12 protein-coding genes are annotated in these 19,787 nt (G+C 49.4%); 4 read left to right on the top strand and 8 right to left on the bottom strand.

Annotated features, from left to right (window positions below; genetic code table 11):
• Nucleotides 1-94: 94 nt before the first annotated feature.
• The 4 genes from ACTQ1O_RS12020 to ACTQ1O_RS12005 form a co-directional block, all read right to left on the bottom strand.
• Nucleotides 95-1,051 carry a ComEC/Rec2 family competence protein gene (locus ACTQ1O_RS12020; RefSeq protein ID WP_441487459.1) on the bottom strand — a complete coding sequence of 319 codons (957 nt, stop codon included), beginning with the start codon at nt 1,049-1,051 and terminating at the stop codon, nt 95-97.
• 94 nt (nt 1,052-1,145) lie between these two features.
• On the bottom strand, nt 1,146-4,193 hold the full coding sequence (locus ACTQ1O_RS12015) for a YfhO family protein (protein ID WP_441487458.1): 3,048 nt from the start codon (nt 4,191-4,193) through the stop codon (nt 1,146-1,148).
• An 82-nt stretch (nt 4,194-4,275) separates the two neighbouring features.
• Entirely contained in the window at nt 4,276-6,615 is a 2,340-nt protein-coding gene (locus tag ACTQ1O_RS12010; RefSeq protein ID WP_441487457.1) for a GH25 family lysozyme, read from the bottom strand.
• Between the two features lie 290 nt (nt 6,616-6,905).
• Nucleotides 6,906-7,601 carry a response regulator transcription factor gene (locus tag ACTQ1O_RS12005; protein WP_441487456.1) on the bottom strand — a complete coding sequence of 232 codons (696 nt, stop codon included), beginning with the start codon at nt 7,599-7,601 and terminating at the stop codon, nt 6,906-6,908.
• A gap of 485 nt (nt 7,602-8,086) precedes the next feature.
• Between ACTQ1O_RS12005 and ACTQ1O_RS12000 the strand changes: the two genes are divergently transcribed.
• Entirely contained in the window at nt 8,087-9,292 is a 1,206-nt protein-coding gene (locus ACTQ1O_RS12000; RefSeq protein WP_441487455.1) for a diguanylate cyclase, read from the top strand.
• 507 nt (nt 9,293-9,799) lie between these two features.
• Nucleotides 9,800-10,672 carry a nitroreductase family protein gene (locus ACTQ1O_RS11995; RefSeq protein ID WP_441487454.1) on the top strand — a complete coding sequence of 291 codons (873 nt, stop codon included), beginning with the start codon at nt 9,800-9,802 and terminating at the stop codon, nt 10,670-10,672.
• A gap of 265 nt (nt 10,673-10,937) precedes the next feature.
• Here the strand turns inward: ACTQ1O_RS11995 and ACTQ1O_RS11990 are convergent, their stop codons facing one another.
• From ACTQ1O_RS11990 to ACTQ1O_RS11975, 4 genes are all read right to left on the bottom strand, one after another.
• Nucleotides 10,938-12,443, bottom strand: coding sequence for a glycoside hydrolase family 25 protein (locus ACTQ1O_RS11990; protein WP_441487453.1), 1,506 nt, complete (start codon nt 12,441-12,443; stop codon nt 10,938-10,940).
• Nucleotides 12,416-14,329: a phage tail tip lysozyme gene (locus tag ACTQ1O_RS11985; protein ID WP_441487452.1), complete on the bottom strand. Its 1,914-nt coding sequence runs from the start codon at nt 14,327-14,329 to the stop codon at nt 12,416-12,418. Before ACTQ1O_RS11985 ends, ACTQ1O_RS11990 begins: the two co-directional genes overlap by 28 nt.
• 50 nt (nt 14,330-14,379) lie before the next feature.
• Nucleotides 14,380-15,777 carry a hypothetical protein gene (locus tag ACTQ1O_RS11980; protein ID WP_441487451.1) on the bottom strand — a complete coding sequence of 466 codons (1,398 nt, stop codon included), beginning with the start codon at nt 15,775-15,777 and terminating at the stop codon, nt 14,380-14,382.
• A gap of 386 nt (nt 15,778-16,163) precedes the next feature.
• Nucleotides 16,164-17,381 carry a hypothetical protein gene (locus ACTQ1O_RS11975; protein ID WP_441487450.1) on the bottom strand — a complete coding sequence of 406 codons (1,218 nt, stop codon included), beginning with the start codon at nt 17,379-17,381 and terminating at the stop codon, nt 16,164-16,166.
• Between the two features lie 1,169 nt (nt 17,382-18,550).
• Here ACTQ1O_RS11975 and ACTQ1O_RS11970 point away from each other — a divergent pair.
• Both ACTQ1O_RS11970 and ACTQ1O_RS11965 read left to right on the top strand, forming a co-directional pair.
• Nucleotides 18,551-19,342 carry a YoaK family protein gene (locus tag ACTQ1O_RS11970; protein WP_441487449.1) on the top strand — a complete coding sequence of 264 codons (792 nt, stop codon included), beginning with the start codon at nt 18,551-18,553 and terminating at the stop codon, nt 19,340-19,342.
• Nucleotides 19,343-19,350: 8 nt separating this feature from the next.
• Nucleotides 19,351-19,641 (top strand): hypothetical protein, encoded by a 291-nt coding sequence (locus ACTQ1O_RS11965; protein WP_441487448.1) that lies wholly within the window; start codon nt 19,351-19,353, stop codon nt 19,639-19,641.
• Nucleotides 19,642-19,787: the final 146 nt, after the last annotated feature.

Genomic DNA, 19,787 nt, shown 5'->3' with positions numbered 1-19,787 from the left:
CAAATATACAAATTATTGTCTGGTTGTTTTTATCCATAATGTTTAATATCTTACCTGCCGTTGCGGGTCAATGTTCTGTCCTCACGCGTCTCTGTTACTCAAGCACGACATGATTCGGCGCGGTGTGGAAGGAGCAGACGGTCACGCCCTTTCCCTCAAACCAGGATTTGAGCTGTGGGGCGTCGTAGGTGCCGGTCGTGTCATTGAGGATCTGATCGGGGCAGTCCATGAATGCTGCCTTCGGATCGACGAGGTCGTAGAACCCGGTGTCCAGTCCCCAGTTTCCGTGGTGTCCGCATTCGACGTAATCGGATTTCAGATCGCCGGAATAGGAGGAAATGATCTCATCCTCCATCTCCTTCTGCACGTCGGCGCAGAACAGCATGGAGGTTTTTCTGCCGGACAGCCGGAACATCAGGGAGCCGTCGTTCAGCAGGTTGGCCTGCTGCTGTTCGGTCTCCTTGTCCCAGGCGTGCAGCACCTTCATGTGCAGACCGATGAGGTCCAGTTCATCTCCCGCCTTCAGATAGGTGATATTGTTCATCTTTTGCGTTAGTCGGTTGAAGGTGTACCAGGTGTCGATGACGTCGTAATCGTGTGCGGTTTCTTCGTACCGCTTCTGGTTGATCTTTGTCGTGTAGATCTGGCCGATCGTGACGTTTGTGTCCGGATAGGTGGCCAGGATAGCGTTGAAGGCTCCCGCGTGATCCGGATGAGCGTGGGTGATGATCCACGCGTCCGCATGATAGTTGTGCTGTTTCAGGATGTTCAGCACCTGCTGTGCATCGGAGTCATAGCCGCCGTCTACGATGACGAGATGGTTGTTCTGATCGGTAATGGTGTAGAAGGTCCCCTGGTTTCCGTTTGCCGGCGCGTAGGAGGTCACGGTCCACCTGTTTCCCGCGTGGCGGGTATGATACAGGGTAAGGCCGAAGGCGGTCAGAATGATGCCGCACAGAAGGATGCAGGCGAGGATCTGTTTTCCCCTGCCGGGGCGGTCTCCGGCTCTGCCCGGGGAAGCCTTGTGATTCTGTATTCTTAAATCTGTCATTCGTACTCCTCTATCTGATTATTCTCCCGCGCATCGTAAAGAGCCCGGAAAATGCAGAAATCGTCGGGTGTGGTGATCTTGATGTCTCCGCGGGTCATGCATTCTTTTTCTTCCGGAATACCACGATCAGGATCAGCAGGGCAAAAATCGTGACGTAGAGTCCGGGAAGGATTCCCGGGGTCAGATAATGCATGGTGATGTGATGGCTCCCCGAGTCCAGGCTGACCGCCGTGAACGCAAGGTCTGTCTTCTGCGCGCTGATCTCCTTCCCGTTGTCATAGATCGTCCATCCCGTTGAATACGGAACAGACGCGAACAGGTAGCCGTCCTCTTTCATGGACACATAGCAGGAACAGGAGTTCACCCCTGTTCTGGTCTTTGTCACGGAATCGTTGAGGGCATGAATGTTCCGGCCGATGCTTTCGTCGCTTCGCTGCAGGAGATCCATGTCGTCGATTGTATAGGTGCCCGCCGTATGGAAGCAGATCCGGATTTTGCTGAAGGCTCCTGTGAGTCTTCCGATGTTCAGGAGATCGTCTTTCTTGCCGGTGTATTTGGAGTTGTAGGTTGTGTAGCCGTTCAGCTCCGCGCCCCCGCCCTCGACAGGATCCTGATGGTACATCTCCTGCACGGTAATCCGGTAGCTCTCCATGCCGCCGTTCACGAAATTCAGGTTTTTGAGATAGAGGTAAACCTCTTTGCTGTCGTCTTCCGCAGATACGGGATTGTCCAGAATCAGGTCGACATAGGCGTCCGGTCTGTTTACCGAAACCATATAGCTGGCCTGTCCGGTGCTCTTCTGCAATACCTTTGTCAGTTCCACGCTGTCCCCGGTCTCGATGCTGTAATTCATGACGCCTGTGTCCAGCGTCAGCTGGTCGGTGGAGATGGTGTTCTGCGAGACGGACGGATCAGTCACGATTGCCTGCATCAGTGCCTGCTGCCGCTCCAGGGGCGGGAGAGACAGATAAGCCTTCTCTGTGATGCCGTTCTGAAATACGTAGAACAGGGAGTTCTTCTCCGCTGGTGCGTAGGAATTGAATCCGGCACCGGTTTTCTCCGGCGTATCGGTAAATCCGACCGGGAGCTTTCGTGTGCCGGAGCTGGCGAGGTAGTGGTTTACGCCGAACAGTGCCAGAAGCTCGCTTCTCTGATTGAGTCCAGAGTAGGAGAAGGCCGACGGACTGCTGGCGAGAGCGATGCTGTCGTGGAAATCGTCGATGTTCTGGTTATAGACGGTTCCGGAGAAATCAGTGCCGCTCACCCCGTAGAGCCACTGGGTATTCCCCAGGCGGCTCGTCCCGTCGGTGTTGAATCTGGTGCCGTCCGAGAAATCGAGGCTGTCGAGCACGGAGAGACCGCTCTCCTGCGTCACCCGGCTGTACGCCTCACCGCTTGTCACCTGGTTTGCGAAGATGTGTTCCCGCCGGATTGACATGTTGCTCATGATAATGGAGGACAGGCAGACCATGACAATCGAAAGAACAGCGGTTGTCCGCTGCCCTGAGGGATGATAGGCAGGCTGTCTGTTCATGGCCGCACTTCTGGCGGCCTTCGCAACCGCGGCCGCTGTCTTGAGGCGGTCTGTCGGAGAATATTCCGTAATCTGAGACTGCGGCGCGGATTTCTTCTTCTGTTCCCGCTGTACCCTAAGGCTGTGATTGACGCATACAGCGGTCATGCCCACGAGAATCACGGAGATCCACAGCATGGCGGGATAATCCTGTGTGAACAGCAGAAAGCCAATAGCGATGTAAACGGCGGACATGCTGGCGAGTCCGATGCATTGCCGCCGGTTTATCCGCGGAATTTCCGGAACCGCTGCCGTCGTGATCAGGGCAGTCACCAGCGTGTATGCCCAGATCCATCTCGCCGTCGTGTACTGAAAATCTCCGGCGGAGTGTCCGATGAACGGCACGCAGAGAAAAATGGTCATCAGAAGAAACTCGGCTTTGATGAGCAGATACTTCTTCCGGCAGGTAAAAAGCACGAACACACAAATCATCGTGAAGATGCCGAATCCGAAGCAGCTGCTGTGGTCCGGAAGCCCGGCACTCACGGTGAAGCCGAGGAAGCAGTTCCGGAAGAAGTCGCGCGCCGCCGTTGAGGTCAGGAGTCCTCCCTGCAGATTGATCGTGGAAAGGCCTTCGCTGAAGCTGTTCCGCATATATGGAATCAGGCTGATTGCGGAAAGGGCAAGTGCGAGAAGTGTCTCCAGGATGAAGCTGAGATATAGCCCGGCGATGAAGCGTCCTTTACCCTTCTCCGGCATGATGATCCGGAATTCCGAACTGACCGATGTCTGAACCGGCCTGTCGGCGCTGTCTCTGGCTGCCGATCTCCGGGCCACGTACATGGCGTAGTGCTGCGCGCGGGTGTCCGATCCCTTTTTGACCGGATCGAGTCTTGAGATGATCCGGTTCTGCTCGATATCCTTCTTCTTCTTCCGGTTTCGCAATCCGATTATTTCTCCGGTCAGCCGGAGCGTATAGGACAGGAGAATCAGAACCAGCATGATGCATGCGGTGGAGAAACGCTGCGCAAAGCTGAACGCAAGGATGATCACATAAAGCCTGGATTTTCTTCTTTCGTAGAGGTGATCCGCTCCGATCATCAGAAGCGGAAACAGAATCAGCGGATTGATCAGCGTGGATTGTCCGAATGCGGCATAGGATACGGCGGAAAAAACATAGACAAGTGCTCCGCCGAGAACTGCCGCCGAAGAGACTCCTCCCTCCCGGAAGCGGTGAAACGCATACCGGCTGAATGCCGTGCCTGCGGTATACAGCTTCAGAACGATCATGATCTCATAGCCGTATTCCGCGTACCGCGAGGGAAAGAACACGGAGATCCAGCAGAACGGGTCCCAGAAGCAGAACGCGAAGGTCGTGGGAATATCTGCCCCGTATCCGATCGAAGGATCCCAGAGCGGAATCTTCAGGCTTCCGTTTTCGATCAGGCCGCGCAGAATCGAACGGGCCCACCGTCCGAGATAGAGAAAACTCATATAGTACTGATTCAGGCCGTCGGGGATCCGCAGAAAGCTTTTGCGATGAAGAATCATGTATATGCCGAAGCATGCCAGAAACAGCAGAGTAAACAGAACTGTATAAATCAGGTCATATTTCTTCTTGTCAGTCATTCTCTTTAATCCTTATTCTCCGCTGTTAGTCTGATCTTCTTGTTCCATTTTTCAACACCTCGACAGTCAGAACCATTCTCTCTTATCTGGAATAGAAAGCTCTTGAAGTACTGCCCGGCGCAGAGCCTCCTTTATTTACCAGTACAATCTGAATGGCTTCCATCCGGTAGGAATATCCTGTACTTCCGCAGGGTGCTCCGTTAGATGCCCAGTCTGTCCACCCGATATGCTGGAGGTGAACTCTGTAATAAATATCATATTGCGAGGCGGATGCTCCTGTCAATCGAATCTGAATAGCTTCCATACGCAGGCTTTTTCCTGTTGTACCGCTGACATTTCCTTCATCGGTCCAGCCGTTCTGCCAGCCGATTTTCTGGATATGCGTCCGGTACTGGATATCCGCCAGAGGAGAACTGATCTGAATGGCCTCAAGACGAAGGGAACGCCCCGTTGTTCCCGCGGTATCTCCATCTGTTATATCTTCCTGCCAGCCGAAATGCTGCACGTGGACGCTGTATGAGACATTGTTTGTCCTTCCACGAAAAGCATCCGAAACCGCTGCGCCGTCACTGGAAGGTGCTTCCGCTCCTTTATCTACAAGGATAATCTGGATAGCTTCCATCCGGCAGCCATACCCCTGTGTACCAGCCGCATTCCCGTTTTTCGCCCATCCCATCCAGCCGATTTTCTCGACCTGGACTCGATAGTATACATCATACCTGGCAGCATCCGCACCGGTAAGACAGATTTTAATTGCCTCCATCCGCAGGCCCTGTCCTGTTGTCCCTGCCGTTTCCCAATTGCTGACCTGATTCTGCCAGCCGATGTTCTCCACATAAGTCTGATAAGCCACGCCGACATTACTGTTCCCCGAAATACCGATCCGGATGGCCTCCAGACGAAGTGACTGCCCGACGGTTCCGGAAGTCTCCCCATTGCACCGGGTCTTGGATTCCCAGCCGATTTTCTGCACATGGGCCTGATACGATATGCCTGTTCCATCTGATGTTCTTGAAGGACTCTCCCCGATTGCTGCCGGAAAGTCTCCATACCAGCGGTCCTTATCTACCACATTTTGTGTTATTCCGCTTACCTTGCCTGTAGAATCATACTGCCACATCTGATATCTGGCGGATGCATGAACGCTGCTGCTTTTCCACTCGGCTACCCATTGATAAATCGTAGTGTCATATGCAATTGGCGAAAGAACGCTGTTCCACCAGCTGGTACTCGAGTATACGCCCGCATCATACCCTGCCTCCCGGATAGTCGAGCAGAAAGTATTGGCTATGGAAACTATCATAGATTTTCCTGCTTTATATTGAGTGTTATCTTCCATATCCAGATAAACAGGAAGCGCAAGGGAATGCCCCTTAATCAGACGGAGCACATGAGCGGCCTCGCGTTTCGCTCCCTGGGTATCAATTGCATAGGAATACAGGTATACCCCGTACGGAATCCCGTATTTTTCGCATTCTGCCACATTAAACTCCCATTTTGTATCATCCTGGCTGGAATCATTATCTCCAAATCCGCAGCGGATAATAGCAAATTTTACACCGGCTTTCTTTACTGCAGCCCAGTCAATCTTTCCCTGAAACTGACTGACATCGATCCCCTCCTTTGTATCTTTGGTTCCGAGAAGAATGGATTGTGAATCCGCTGCGCCAGCTTCCGTCTGAAGATCGGTCTTGTCTGCCGTGTTAACGGAAATGGTTCCATCTTTTAATCCCTGCACAACCGTATCCGATTCACCGTTTGCATAGGCTTCAATAGCTGCCCCCTCCTGTGAAACATCCTCTAACGCCTCTGTGACAGACTGACCGTTTATATAACGGAAACTGTTCATATGCTCGCCGTCTCCCGCCAGAAAATGCTGATCCGATACCGGATTCTGAAAAGACTCCACTGCAATTGCGGCATTATCCAGAGCCTCCCTGCTGTCTGATAGAATATCCTGTTCATCTTCGGACAGAGAATCCATGGTGTTCTGTACATTCTCTATTTTTTGACTAATCTCAGCCACCTGATCAGAGGAGCAGTCTGTGATGTGTGCGGCGGCGCTGACAAGGTTTTCTACGTCCGAGCTGACCTGTACAGCTTCTGTCACCGTTTCGGTGTCCTCTGCTTTGGACTGCGGTTCAGAATTCTCTGTATCCTCATCTTCTGAAACGGATGATGTGGAAGAAACACTCTCTGTTTCGGATGGCTTCTCCATCCCCTGTTCACTATCTTCTGAAATATCTTCGCTGTCTGTCTTCTGCGTATCTTCTGACGATGAAGATTCCACCTGCTGAATCTGCGCTTCCCCTGTGATAGTCTGAGGCGCCGCTTCATCAGCAGATACAGCAGAAACATTTGCAAAGCACAGAGACATACTGAGAATCCCTGCTGAAATAATTCGAAGTATTTTCTTTTTCATTTAATCCTTTTCCCCTCTCCGGAACAGTTTCCTCTGGCATTTACTGCCGCTCTGTATTTTACAATAAAACAGTTTGTTTTTAAAGCTTGTTTTACATAAATATGAAGAAATGTTTCGTTTTAGATAGTTACTGGTTATCCTTGCCCGCTTCTTTTATCTGCTGATGAACTGCTCACTAAGAGGTGGCTCCCAGAAGCAGCAATATATACTTACCATGGACAGATTTTCTAAGCGTCAAATAGCCAGTGTCTTTCTTCGAGACACTGGCTATGATACATGTGTTTTTCGAGTCATTTCGTACTGAAGTAATACCCGACTCCCCATTTGGTGCGAATCATCTGCGGATGCGAGGGATCGGTTTCGATCTTGTTCCTGAGCCTGCGGATATGAACGTCCAGCGTTTTCTCGTCACCACTGAATTCTGTTCCCCATATCTTGAAGATCAGGGCATTTCGTGTGAAGATCTTACCGGGCCGGGAAGCAAGCTCCTTCAAAAGCTGATATTCCTTTACGGTGAGGTCGATCTTCCTGTGGTCTACCGTCGCCGTCCGGCTGTCCTTATCCAAAGTCAGTCTGCCAGCCACGATGATGCGGTCGGACTCGGGACGGTTCCCGTAATCCTTCCGGTAACGCTTCAGTACCTTGCGGATGCGAATCTTTAGTTCTCTTGTATTGTACGGCTTCGATACATAATCATCCGCGCCGTAATCGAAGCCCATGATCTTATCCATGGGTTTATTGCGTTCGGAAAGTATGATCACGGGTACATCGGAAAATTCACGAATGCGTTCACACAGCTCGAAGTCTGCCATGCCCTTCAGAACCGCATCGGTAATTACAAGATCGTACCAGTTTTTCTGTGCAAGTTCCAGCGCCTCAGCGCCGCTTGCGGCTACGGTCACCTCGTAGCCGTCCTGTTCCAGCGAACTTTTCAGACGGTTGATCAAAAGACTGTTGTCATCAGCAGCCAGAATTTTCTGTGTCATTATTTACTTCTCTCCCCTTATACAGCCTGATGCGAACATCCGGCCCTTTCATTTACGCGAACAGTGAGCCGCAGCCGAATGCGAAGTATTCGTGTGCGGCGAGCGTCGCGATAGCGAGATAAAACTCGCGCAGCGTGTTTTATCTCGTTATTACTCCCGTCTGATTATTTTAACTGTATCCACAGGGAAGAAAGTAAATAAATCTTTACAAATATGTTACTGTTTATGTCAACCTGTCTTGAACTGGATCATGGCTGAACAGTTCTTCGAAAACGCAGGCAGCAGCGCCGTTTCATTTTTTCACTTCTCACGTATAAAAATCTGCACCATCGTATTCCATGTATATGTAATTTGCACAGAATCATTTTGTCAAATACCATTGAAGCTGTTGAAAATGTTGATATAATTAAATCATCAGTAATCAAATCTGTTTCACTACTCTTGAAATGGCATTTTGCAAATAATATGACGAACGGAGAATTCCATTGAAGAAATTTATCCATGTGCAAGAACATATTTCTCTGAACTGCAAGAAGTGGACCTGCAAAGTCCGTAAGGCCCTGTTTTCTCCTGCACTGGAGGATTACACGGCAATTCTCAATTATGAAAACTGTGTATCGATGAGATTCCTGCTTGTATTTCTGATGCTTCTGTTTCTGATGGATCTGATCTGTCAGGTTGTGTTCTTTCGTTTTATCGAATTCGGATACTGTATCTATATGCTGATGGGCATTGGATTTATGGCACTGATCTATTACGCGTTTATCCGTGAAACCGGGAATGCGTTTCCCAGGAAACCAGCAATTGAGGATGAATCAGCTGCCGGAAACAGTGCCATTCGTCAGACGCATCTGCCGACGATCATACTTTATATCTTTGAAATACTGATTTTGTTATTTACTGCATTCCTTCAGACCGCATTAAATCCGGGTGATATGCCGATCATCTTCTTGATTCTGCTGATCATCCTCCCGATGCTGATCTTTGATCAGATCTGGCGGGTTTATCTGATGATTCTCTTCGTATCCGCAGTATACCTGATTTCTGCGCGCCTGATACTCTCCTCCGAGGCATATGGTCCGATTCTGATCTATGTCCTGATGGATGACGTTATTTCGCTGACCTGGAGCGGCATCATAATCTACTCGAGAACAGTTTCGCTTCAGACAAATGGTATTACAGAGACGTACGCTTCGCATGACGGCCTTACCGGAATCCTGAACCGGCGCGGTGGTGACGCGCTGATCACGAACTGTATCACAAACGGCGTGCCGGGCGCGTTTATCATCTTTGATATCGACAATTTCAAGCACATCAACGATACGTATGGTCATCAGAGGGGCGATGAAATCCTGAAGGCTGTTGCCTCCTGCCTTTCGTCTTCCTTCCGGAAGGAAGACATTGTGACCCGTTTGGGCGGCGATGAATTTCTGGTGTATGCGATCCGGATGGTTGACCGGAAGTTTGTGGAGAGCAAGCTCGCGGATGTGGAAAATAATCTGCACACAATTGCGATTGACGCACAGAACGGAGATCATGTAACTGCCAGCATCGGCTGTTCCATCAATGACGGAACCTATATCGACTACTCTGCGCTGTTCCGGACGGCGGATCACATGCTCTACAATGTGAAACAGAACGGGAAGGATTCCTTTGCCGTAAAAGACGCGTCGTTCCGGAATCAGCCATGATGTTTGGTTTCCGTATGATTCTGTCTTTGTATTATATGCCTTGACATTGTATGGTTTTAGTATTGTATTGCTTTCGTATTATTTTGTTTCTGTAGTATAATTTTAATTTGTTATATCTGACAATTACCGTCAATTATGCTTCATTCATACGATTCGCAAACTATTTTCTGCTCTTGCATTCACGAATCTGCCAATTTATAATAAAAACACACGTTGAATCGTCGATACGAAGTCTATACGGAAAATACCATTCTGTAACCGAAGGCATATGCTGCATATTGGCACGCACAAATCAAACCACAGCGCATGCTGCAACGAGATAAAACACGCTGCGCGAGTTTTATCTCGCTATCGCGACGCTCGCCGCACACGAATACTTCGCATTCGGCTGCGGCTCACTGTTCGCGTAAATAGATGCGCGTTCTTCAAATGGCAGCGTACACTGTAAACAGCAGCGCATTTCGGTATAAGACTGCGTATCACCAGGATAAGGATATGGAGGCACTAATGGATGACAAACAATTAATTGAAGATCGGCAGTCCGTGCGTGAGTTTAAGAAAAGAAGCATTCCGGATGAGGACCTGAATGAGATCCGGAATTTCTTCACAGAGACCAAAAAACTGGTTCCGGATATCCGGACAGAACTGAAGATTTACAATGACAGTGATATGAAGAACCGCCTGGAGGGGGTGGCTGGTTACCGCGGGCTTGCATTCGGCGCTCCGGTCTACCTCGTCGTATTTTCCGAAGAGAAGGACAATGATCTCCTGAATGCAGGATATATCGGCGAGCAGCTCTGCCTGAAGCTCACCGATATGGAGATTGATCATTGCTGGCTTACCGTACATGATATCAAAGCCACAAAGCGGGCGCTTCTGGCGGAAACCGAGATGACCCCGGCCGTGATTCTTGCCGCCGGCTATGGAAAGGCTGTTTCCGCGAAACCGCGTCTGGATATTGAGACCCCTTCGAATCTTAAGTACAACAAGCGTGCGGAGCACGTCGCGCCAAAGATCGCGCAGGATGATATGGTATATTCCGGTTCATGGGGGACGCCGATGGACTGGAGTGAGAATGCGGTAGATCCTCTTCTGGATGAGGCTCTTTATGCGGCGAGTCTCGCTCCGAGCTTTCTGAACCGGCAGCCGTACCGCTATATCGTGCATGGAAGCCATGTTGTTCTCTGCGTAAAGCAGGAGGAAATCACAACCGCTGCAGACACCGCCCTTGACATTGGCGCGACCATGTACAATTTTGATACGATCTACGCACATCGGAATACCGGAAGAAACAAATGGGTCATCGGAACGCCCGACGGCGCCGAGAGCCTGCACGTGCCGGCGGATTACACGATCGTCGCCTACTATCCGATTGTCTGATCTATGACAATGATCTTTTATCTGCGCCCGAACGTGAATTCTTTCACCGGTTATAAATATGCGCTGCCGGGCGCACAAAGAACGACCGTGGTACCGGATGAATATTTCCGGTGCCGCGGTCTTTTTCTTCCTGCTTTTATATGATTGTTACCGGTTCTGCTTCTGGCGTATGATCGTTACCGGCTCTAATTCTTGTAGTATATGATCATTTACGGCTGTGCTTCTGGATATGATCGTTACCGGCTCTGCTTCTGGTATAGGATCATTATTGGCTCTGCTTCTGGATCAGATCCACTCCGCGGTTGCCCGCGCAGCTGCTCTCATTACCCTTCCCGATTTCTGTTCCGCCGGAGGAATTCTCCAGTACGGCCTGCTGCAGAGCATCGAGAAGAAAGACCCCGTGATGCTCTACCAGATCACTTTTCGGAATCAGTTCGACATCCAGATCCACGGCCCCGTTGATTCCGGGAACCGTACCGGAGTCGGTATACTGCCAGAAGCGGTACATATACGGTGTCTGCGGCGTTGTCATGTAGTCGGCGTACCAGACATCATAATTGCCGATCTTCGTCATATCGTAGTGCGTTGCCTCCCAGAAGATATTGGAATACACGATCGGATTGTAACCCGCTGCCCTTACTCTCTCACAGAACGCAGATGTATTTGCCGTGTACTGTTCGGCCGACAGATCGTCATGCCGCGAGGTTCCGCTGCCGATCGTCTCGACATCAAGGACAATTCCGAGTTCCAGTGGCTCACCGTTCAATTTTTCTATGATATAGTCCGCCTCTTCTTCGGCTTCCTGTTCGCTGACTGCTCCCGAGAAAAAATACACACCGGCGTCTAGTCCGGCTTCTTTTGCTTCCTTCAGGTTTTCTGCCCAGCATTCATCTTCGTAAATCGATCCGCTCTCATATCCTCTGGTTCCAACTCTGATAAAGACAAAATCGAATCCGGCTGCCTTTACCTGCGCCCAGTCGATGCCGCCCTGATACTGTGAGATATCGATGCCAAGACGTGAGGTGTAAGTATCATCCGAGTACATCATCCGCTGATCCTGACAGGAAAAGCCGGACATCTGATATGGGGATTGTACACAAGTGAGATTGCGGTACATGGAATACGTATGTCCGTAAACGTCTTGAAAATAATACAGCTCCTCGCCGGTGGTATCCGGGTCCGCGGACACGGAGGAATTGGATGAAACAGAAGCGGACGAATCCTGGGAATGAGCAGAACCGGATGAAATGGAACCGGACAAATCCTGGGAATGAGCGGAACCGGATGCGTTCGAGGAATCCGTGGAAACGGATGAATGCGAAGAAACGGAACGGGTCACTCCGGAAAGATCGAGCGGAAGACGGGAAGCATTTGTGTCAGCTTCCTTCTCACCGTTTACACTGCCGCCGTGCGCTGTTCCCGCCTCATTTTCAGACCCGGCTGCATTCGTCTGTGATGCGTCCGCAGCAGCCGGACTGGTGCGGGAGGCAGTGCACTGTCCGACCAGTGTAGTCCCAAGTGCAGTTCCAGAATTATTTCCCGATGAAGCCTGAGATGCAGCTCCGGATGTACTCTGAGATTCAGTCCCTGATGTAGTCCCAGATGCATTCACGGATGTATTTCCTGCTGCGCCTACCGGAAGCGAACTGCCTGCAATCATTCCGATGAACAGAACCGCGGTCACAAAATTATAGATGATCTTCCTGCGCTTTTTCCCGCAGAGACGCGATGTACTCCGCTCCGTTACATTTTGTGATAAACAGCGGTCCATGCAGCACCTGTCATTTTCTTTGTCTCAAGGTATCTGCAGCTGCTGATACCGGTGATGTCTGTCATCTTCTGATCCACTTCATTGTCCATGAAGATATAGCGGTCGCTTCCCAGATATACAGCTGCTCCGAATTCCGGATTCCAGACAATATCTCCGACGGACAGTGACGTTTTCTTGGCTGCGATCTGAGCCTCTATGTTCTGATAGCTGTGCGTACACAGAACATGATCCATGGTGTCCTTTGTGAAGGCAGTATCCACATCCTTCAGCTCTCCGATGCCCTTAAGCGTCTGGAACAGGAAGGTGTAGCTGTCTTCATCGGTTTTCTTGATCTGACGGATGTTGTCGCTGTACATGTACTGCTTATTGGAAAGCTGATCCACCATCTTCTGCGCAAGCGCCGGAAGGCTGGCATCCTTTGTCTTCAGCCGATATACCTTCCGCTCTTTTGAGGTATCCAGCTCGCCGCTTCCAACCTCATCTGTCTGGTCTCCTGCTTTATTGCCCGAAGCCTTGTCCGCGTCCGTCTCCTTAGCCTGCCATACGAGATCAGCGGTCCGGTAAACCGCTGCCCCGGAATTGTCAGTATACAGGATGATGTCGCCCGCTTCCAGCTTTTCCGGATCTGTCTCCGCGTCGGATGCCTCCGCAAAGCCATGTTCCGTCAGCTCGGAGACGATGCTGCTCTGGTCAAAGGGATTCCTGTCATTTTCCGCCAGAAGATAGCCGTTGTCATACAGCGCATAGAAAATCAGGGAATACGCATCCACGTCTGGATTGTTGCGTCGGCTTACGGTGCTGTATCCGTGAGATTGATCTGCAGTATAGGCTGCGAGCCAGTCCATGTATGCCTTGACATCCTTGTTCTGCTCCAGAATGTAGCTCTGGTATCTCGGCCAGAAGACCTGCAGCGCATATGCGGTCCGCTCCGCGGCACGTGTCTCCGTGTATGCCGGACGCTCATAGTATGTGCAGAAAAACGCGGCGGCAGCGCCCGCGCCCTCAGCTGTGTTCGGAAGTCCCTTCAGATACGCATAGACAGTGGGATAATTGGTTTCCAGGTCATATTTGAGATAATACATCTGGCCGTCAATGGTTGTGTAATCTCTTCCGTTGGCGCCGCACCAGTTCGCAAGACTTGTAAAATTCCCGCCGGTCCACTGGGCGAGTCCGTAAGCAATACCGTTTCCGCCAACTGCCTTATACTGGAACATGGTCTCCTGGTAAAAATTCGCGAGGAGTCCGGACGCTGCGGCATTGTTGAGACCGACAACCTCAGTCAGATACGCGAAGGTCTCCTTCTCCGCAGCAGTCTGATCTACCGTACCCGCAACTCCCGTGGGAACGACCGGCTGTATGGACTGTTCATTCTGCGCTGCCCTCTCCGCTTCCTGCTCGGCCTGAGATTTCGTGGCATCACTGACTTCCGTAGACTTCTTGTCGGAAGCGTCACTCTGATTCTTACCTGCGGCGTCCGCGTTTCCAGATGCAGCCTCCTTTGTGCTGTCCGTGCCGCCGGACGGATTGGTACCGGAAGCATTCTCCCCGGAGGTACCTGTAGCTGAACTACCCGAAGCGGTGGCGCCAGATCCGGTAGACGAAGAAGTCGCGTTATCCCCGGACGCAGAATTTTCCGGTGTTTCAACGGCGCCAGATGAAGTGTTTCCTGCGGAAGAGGAAGAAACAGCTCCACTGCTGTTCTGTGAGGAGGAAACCGTTCCGGAAGTGGACGCGGAAGCAGCATCTGAGCCGGAGGATGCAGAAACCACTCCGGAAGCAGACGATACTGAGGTGACGTTTGAATTTTCTTCAGCATAGGCAGGCACTGTCTGAGATGCGATCATGCCCGCGGCTGTCAGAGCCAGTATAATTTTCTTATAGTGCATTTTTGTATAATCTCCTTTAAGCCCCTATTATAATACTATTCGTTCCGGTTCTACAACCGGGTTTTCCTCTTTCCTCGTTTTTCTCTGTTCTCGTTTTCTTCCATTTCATTTTCTTTCATCGGTTCCTTCCCGATCCCAGAAGGATTTCTGCTTAACGCGGAATTTTTCCTCTCTGAAGGGAGTAATGCCCTCTCGACAATATGATCGCCGGCTGCATCTGCAGCGGCTGGGCTGTCCTTCTTCGTGCTCTTGTCTCCGGGAAGTGCGTTGTCCATCATCTGCGTCTCGTTCGCATAAGGAACCTGCATCTGATAACCGTCAATCAGACTGCCTATCGATGCATTCAGGACACGGTCGATCTGATTCTGTGTGACGTTCTGCGCCTGATATTTCGTCGCCCCGGATTCAAAATTGATCAGCAGATGATCTCCGCCGGAGTCGAGATCCTCGCTCATATTTGGAATACGCAGGCTTCGGACAAGGACCGGATTGCGGAACCAGCCGAGATACTTGTTATAATGAATCCGGTAGATCCTGAGATAGGAGGTATTGTTGCGTCCGTAGGAGGATGACGTGATCACATACAGACGGCCTTTATGTTTCACAATCTGCGCTCCCTGGGTAAAATAGCTGAGATAGAGCTTGTATGTCACGACCTTCCCGGTCTTCAGGCTGTAGGCTGTCGCGTAGCTTCTCGGATAGAAGCTGTTGGCATTGAAGCTCCCGACAAATAGTGTGTTCTTATATATGAAGATGAAAGACGGAATGGTATTGCAGGACAAATACTTGACCAGAGGTACATAGACAGAATCTCTGTTCTGATTGACATACTTCCGGAGATCACGCATGGAGATCTGCCATATGCGGTAGACGCCGGTCGGGTTTTCCGGCTGATCCGATTTGTTCGTCCTGGGTACCCGCTCATCCTTGAGACTGGAGTCCGCGATATAGACACGGTTTGTTCTTGTACTGTAGGCGAGCGCGCCGACGTGACAGCGGGTGCTCAGCGCAAGGGTCGTGAGGTATTTTCCGGTGTCCCGGTCAAGCACATAGATTACGGAGCTTGTCCATACCTTATCTGAAGAACTGTATGCGGAAATCAGAATATAGTTTCCGGCCATGCAGATTCCCTGCGGCACCATATAGGGCGTTGCCATTCCGGAGACGTTCGTCTGTCTGAGGCCGGGAATCACATAGGAATCGTTCTGATACAGGGATCTGCTGAAGGAGCGGAACTGAGACCAGCTGTTCGTGCTGTTGATCAGATTGTAATAATTGTCGTCGAAGGTACTTCCCGTGTACGTCATGACGTTCGGATCAGATTCCGGGTCGTCAGGATTGACCAGCGAAAGCGAGCTCTGATAGAATTTCCAGAGATCATTGGTCTCTGTTTCCTTCCATCTGACCTGCCCGCTGTAGGTTCCGATCGCATAGGATTTATGAAACATACATAGAAATGAGGTTCCGATAAATGCGGAGAGAAAAAAGAAAAGAGTGATCCGTGCTATGAACCGGAGCGCATTCGCTGAATATCCGTATTCTTCGGTCTTTTGTTCCGAGAATGCGGTATTTTCAATTCCTCGTTTTGCTCTGTTCTGCACGGTTTCCAGTTACCTTTCTGATGTCTTTTTACTATTATACAGAAAAAACGGATGACTGAACACCCGTTTTTTCTTATTTACGCGAACAGTGAGCCGCAGCCGAATGCGAAGTATTCGTGTGCGGCGAGCGTCGCGATAGCGAGATAAAACTCGCGCAGCGTGTTTTATCTCGTTCTTTTTCTTTGTGTGAACATTAATTTCTGATTCTTTGTTGGATAGTCTGCCTTCCAGACTTACTGCTGTGCCTTCGCCTTTTTCTTTGCAAGAGAGAGCCGCTCCCTCTCCTCTTCCTCCTCCTGCAGCTGCTTCCGGGTCTTATTCTTCTGAATAAAGTAAGCAAGCTCGGAATTCTTGATGGCAAGATTAGCCCGGTAGGTGTCCAGCTCATTTTTCAGATGCATCCGGTTGTTGTAGCTTTCCATAACTCCGGTATCATCCAGCATGTGGTTCGAAGTCAGAAAGGCAAGACTCATAATCTTGCTTCCTGCCGGGAACGCAACGGTCACCTTGTCATCGTTCTGACTGGTTATCTTTCCTTCCCCGAACTTTCTGTGAGAGACAGATGCTCCAATTATATCCGCGCTGTCTGCATTTCCGATTTGATCCTTCAGCATCCGGATATGATCCTCAATGTAAGAAATCTCATTTTCAATTTCCTGCTTCTTCTCTTCTTTCTCCTGCTTTGTGCGGGATGCCTTGGTCCGATGAACGAAGGGGTGATCCATGTAGTAATCATAGGTGTCGGCTGTGTACATAATATCAAATGCAAGGATGTGACATTCAGGATCAATGCTTTCAAGCCCCGGCATGTTGTATTCCTCAGCCTGACTGATCAATTCTTTCTGAACGATTTCGAGAAGCTCCGGGCGAGTGCGGATCACTTCGGCAAGTTCACGGCACATCCGGTAGTAGGCATCCAGACGAAAGGCCTTTCCACTGCTGAAGTTCTCGGAAAATTCGACAGAATCAGCAAAATTCGATGCTGTCGTCGGTTTGTAGATGAAGTCCTTCTGCGGGAAGATCAGTCCGAGGTAAGAAAGCGCGGAACGTGAATTCTGAAGATAACCTTTACCGTTTGACCGGCTTTCCAGGAGACTGTTGATCTTGTGTATAAATGTAAAGGTGTGTTCTCCTCGTGCTTTGTCATCCTCTTCCGTTTCCTCCGTGAGGATCCGGAAGGCCTCACGGACTGCCTCCTGATGATTGCTGCGTTCATCACAGAGCATCATGATGCCGTTGTTCGGCCACCAGAAGCTGCTGGAGATGAGGCTGCCACTGTCCTTGAAACAGGACTGGAACATCCCGGCAAAATCCGCGTTCTCCAGATCCCAGTATTTTCTGCACTTCCACGCAGAGCGCCACTTGAAGAGTTCGTCATGTTCTTTCCCGGCTGATTTGTCAAACTTGTCAATATAGAAATTGATGATTTCATTTGTTTTGTCAATGTTCATTTGAACTTCCTCTCATTTAAAGACATAGCCCAAGTAGCCCTTACACATTTCACATATTTATAATTTTAGCACATTTCATTCGGAAAGATAAATAAAAATCCGAAGATTCGACAGATATTTTAATCATTAATACTGAAAACATCCCTGTTATGTAACCGCGCAGCATAAACCATATCCTCCTGCGATGTCCTCTGAAATTATTTCAATTGTACATCGACACCTGTTCTCATTGATATTTCAGGTGGCATGTTTGATCGGGACGATCGCGATTTCAAGCTCATTCAAACGCATATAGCATATATTTAGATATCAGGCTGTTTTCGTAAAAGTTTTCGGAATTATTTCAATGAAATTGCTTGCAATGAAGCCCGGCTGTTGTTATAATCACACCAAATCAAGGCAAAGTTTTTTAACCTTGGTTCAGGATGATTACCTCATCTTGATCATCTCCCCCATTTAAGGAGCCTCTGTCTGATATCAACAGGCAGCGGCTCTTTTTTTGTATATTCTTGTGTGCACGTTCAATTAATCTATATATACTCTATAATTCGCTTTATTTTCAGATTAATACTTGACAAACAGACGTTACGTCTGTATTATATAGTTAACAACAAAAAGAAAGCAAAAGAAACGGAGGAGAAGTCCATTGCACATCTGATCAAGGCCTAAGTAACCATCCGATAAATAAAAGAAAAGGAGGTTAATCATAATGATAAAGAAAGTAGAGACGATAAGGGCAGTTCATTAAAAGAGGATGTTGATGACGAGAAAATCAACATCCTCTTTTCATTGCCGCTTTTTCTGCATGTTTCTGCCTTTGATGTTCTGCCTTTGATGTTCTGCCTTTGATGTTCTGTCTTTGACGTTCTATCTTTGACGTTCTGTCTTTGATGTTCGGACATCTGATTTCAGTCCTTTCATTTCAGATCTTTTGATTTCAGTCATTTGATCTTTGGTCTTTTGATCTCGTGTCTTTTGTCTTTTCATTTCAGTCATTTAAGTTCAGCTCTTTAGTTATACATCCTTTTGTTTTTCAAGGTTGTTTTTTTCTTCTGATGAACTATAATACTTATCTGTATGCGGCTTTTTCGTATTCAGCTGCATCAGATCAGGCGTTTTATTGGCCGCTCAATATTCGTTTGGTACGCTAAGAAAAGAAGGAATTTGATTTGGAACAGCCTGTAACTTATCATAAGAAAAGAAAACACATTCAGATGTCTGAATCAAATGCGGTGATGATCGTGCTTACTGCATCGGGAGGACTGCAGGACGCTTACTCCTATTTCGTGCGAGGCAGGGTTTTCGCGAATGCGCAGACCGGAAATCTGGTTCTTATGGCACAGCATTTTTTCATCGGAGACGTGACCGGAGCTCTGCACTATCTGATCCCGCTGACTGCATTTGCGCTCGGTGTTCTCCTTGCCGAACAGATCCGCGCAAGAATCCGGTCAAACGGGATGATTCACTGGAGACAGGTTATCGTTCTGCTCCAGATCCTGATGCTCCTGGTGGTTGGTTTTCTGCCGATCAATGATATCATCAACGTCTTTGCCAATGCCCTGACTTCTATGGCCTGCGCAATGCAGGTTCAGGCATTTCGGAAGGTTAACGGTTACGCATACGCAAGTACAATGTGCATTGGAAATCTTCGAAGCGGGATGGACGCACTGAGTGCCTATCTTCGTACAAAGGATAGAAAGCATCTCAGACGATGCACGCAGTATTTTCTGGTTATCCTGGTCTTTGTTCTGGGTGCTGGTGTCGGAGGCTTTCTTGCCTCCCGTGTCGGAGCCGGGACTGCACCGACAGGAAGGCAGATCATCTGGATCTCCTGTGCATTGCTCGCCGTGAGCTTTGTTCTGATGCTTGTCCGTGAAGAAGAAAAAATAGAAGAAGTCACTGATCAGGATGAACTCCAGGCAATCAGTGATCTAAAGGAAAAATTCAAAAAAAATTTGTGAAGTGAATATTGAACAAGTTGAGCGCTGCTGTACACCGGATGAATTCGGCTTACGGCGGTGCTTTTTTCGTGATGTCTTTATCGATCTTACGGCGGTGCTTTTTTCGTGATGCCATTATCTATGACGTCGGATCTCTTGGAAAGCTGAGACAGTCGCTGCAGCAACTCCATCCTTATAAACAAAAAAGTCTGCCGATGCAGCTGCTTCCTGATAAAATCGCCGCCACCTGCGAAACGGGTGGTTCGGTCCTGGCTAAAGTCCATAACAAAAAAAAGCCTGCCGACGCAGACTTTCAGTAGATCAACACATACCTTCAAAACTGAACACACAAACTCTTCCCGGGAATCCGTCTCCGGATTCCCTCTTTTCCTTCCAACTTATGCTTCAGGTCAAACCCTCGACCGATTAGTAACAGTCAGCTCCATGCCTTACGGCACTTCCACCT

It is taken from the genome of Bilifractor sp. LCP21S3_A7, from assembly GCF_052118825.1.
In the GTDB taxonomy this organism is placed as follows: Bacteria; Bacillota; Clostridia; order Lachnospirales; family Lachnospiraceae; genus Bilifractor.
This window is presented reverse-complemented; position numbering and strand designations above follow the sequence as displayed.